This is a genomic window from Flavonifractor sp. An306 (assembly GCF_002159455.1).
GTDB lineage: Bacteria > Bacillota > Clostridia > Oscillospirales > Oscillospiraceae > Flavonifractor.
In genome coordinates this window covers 1-1019 of record NZ_NFIQ01000213.1, presented here as the reverse complement: position 1 = coordinate 1019, position 1019 = coordinate 1, and the positions used below count along the sequence as shown (strand labels likewise).

The following is a 1019-nucleotide window of genomic DNA, read 5'->3' as shown; positions in this document are numbered from 1 at the left end:
TTCCAGTTTCTCGTGGATTGCTTCATTCAGTTCCATAAGGGACAGAAATTGGCGGTTGCGCAGAGCAGCCAGAATCCAGGTGGAGACCACGCCAACGGAACCCTCCACAAAGGCCTTGTCCTTGGGACTGCGGGGGCGGGCCGGGAGAATGGCGGTGCCGTAGTGCTCCGCCATTTCTTGGTAGGATTTGTTGAGCACAGTCTCTGTACGAGAGTTCTTGACAATACCGGTCTTGAGGTTGTCCGGGGTGAGGATGCGGGTGACGCCGCCGAAATACCGGTAGGCGTTGACATGACCGGTGATCCAGGCCTCCTGCTTCATGTCCAGAAAGGCCTCTGTGTATGCGTAGCCGCTGTATGGCAGCACCGCTACAAACAGGTATGCATCCAGCCGCTCCCCGGTGTCTGTGTCCACCAGAGCTGCCGTCTGGCCCGCCCAGTCCACCTGCATGGTTTCACCAGGCTTGTGTTCCAGGTGCATGGTGGCTTTGGCTTTGTGGACATAGTCTGCGTAATACTTGTTGAACTGAGTGGATTTGTAGGGTAGCTCACCGCTCTGGCGGCATTGCTCACAATATTCCACCCACAGCAGGCTCAGGGTGACGCCGCTCTTCTGCATCTCTCGGTGCACCCACTCATAGTCCGGCATCTTGTAGACAGGGTCCTTTTGCTCGGTTGGAAATAGCCGCTGGGAAACTTCCTGCTGCGACATGGACTGAGCTTGCGGCCAACTAAGCTTCTGTTCCCGCGCCCGGGCTAATGTGCGTGTGACCGTGTTGCGACCACAACCGGTGGCATCTGTAATTTCCCGGTGGGTGAGCCCCAGGCTTTTGAGCCGGAGGATCTCTTTGTGATTGACCATGGTAAGGCCTCCTAAATTGAATTTGCATCTGATGATGCTGAATCCATTTTAGTGGCCATCCTGTCAATGCACCATGACTGCGGTGACCATGCACCATTTCAGCGGTCTGAGTGCACCATTCGTGCGGTCTAAGGGCACCGTTTCAGGCGGCGTATTCA

At 55.9% G+C, this 1019-nt stretch carries 1 protein-coding gene; it reads right to left on the bottom strand.

All coding sequences use genetic code 11. The features are described from left to right. On the bottom strand, positions 1-861 hold an 861-nt coding region (gene istA, locus B5F88_RS19710), incomplete at its 3' end, for an IS21 family transposase (RefSeq protein ID WP_140402234.1). Positions 862-1019 lie beyond the last annotated feature (158 nt).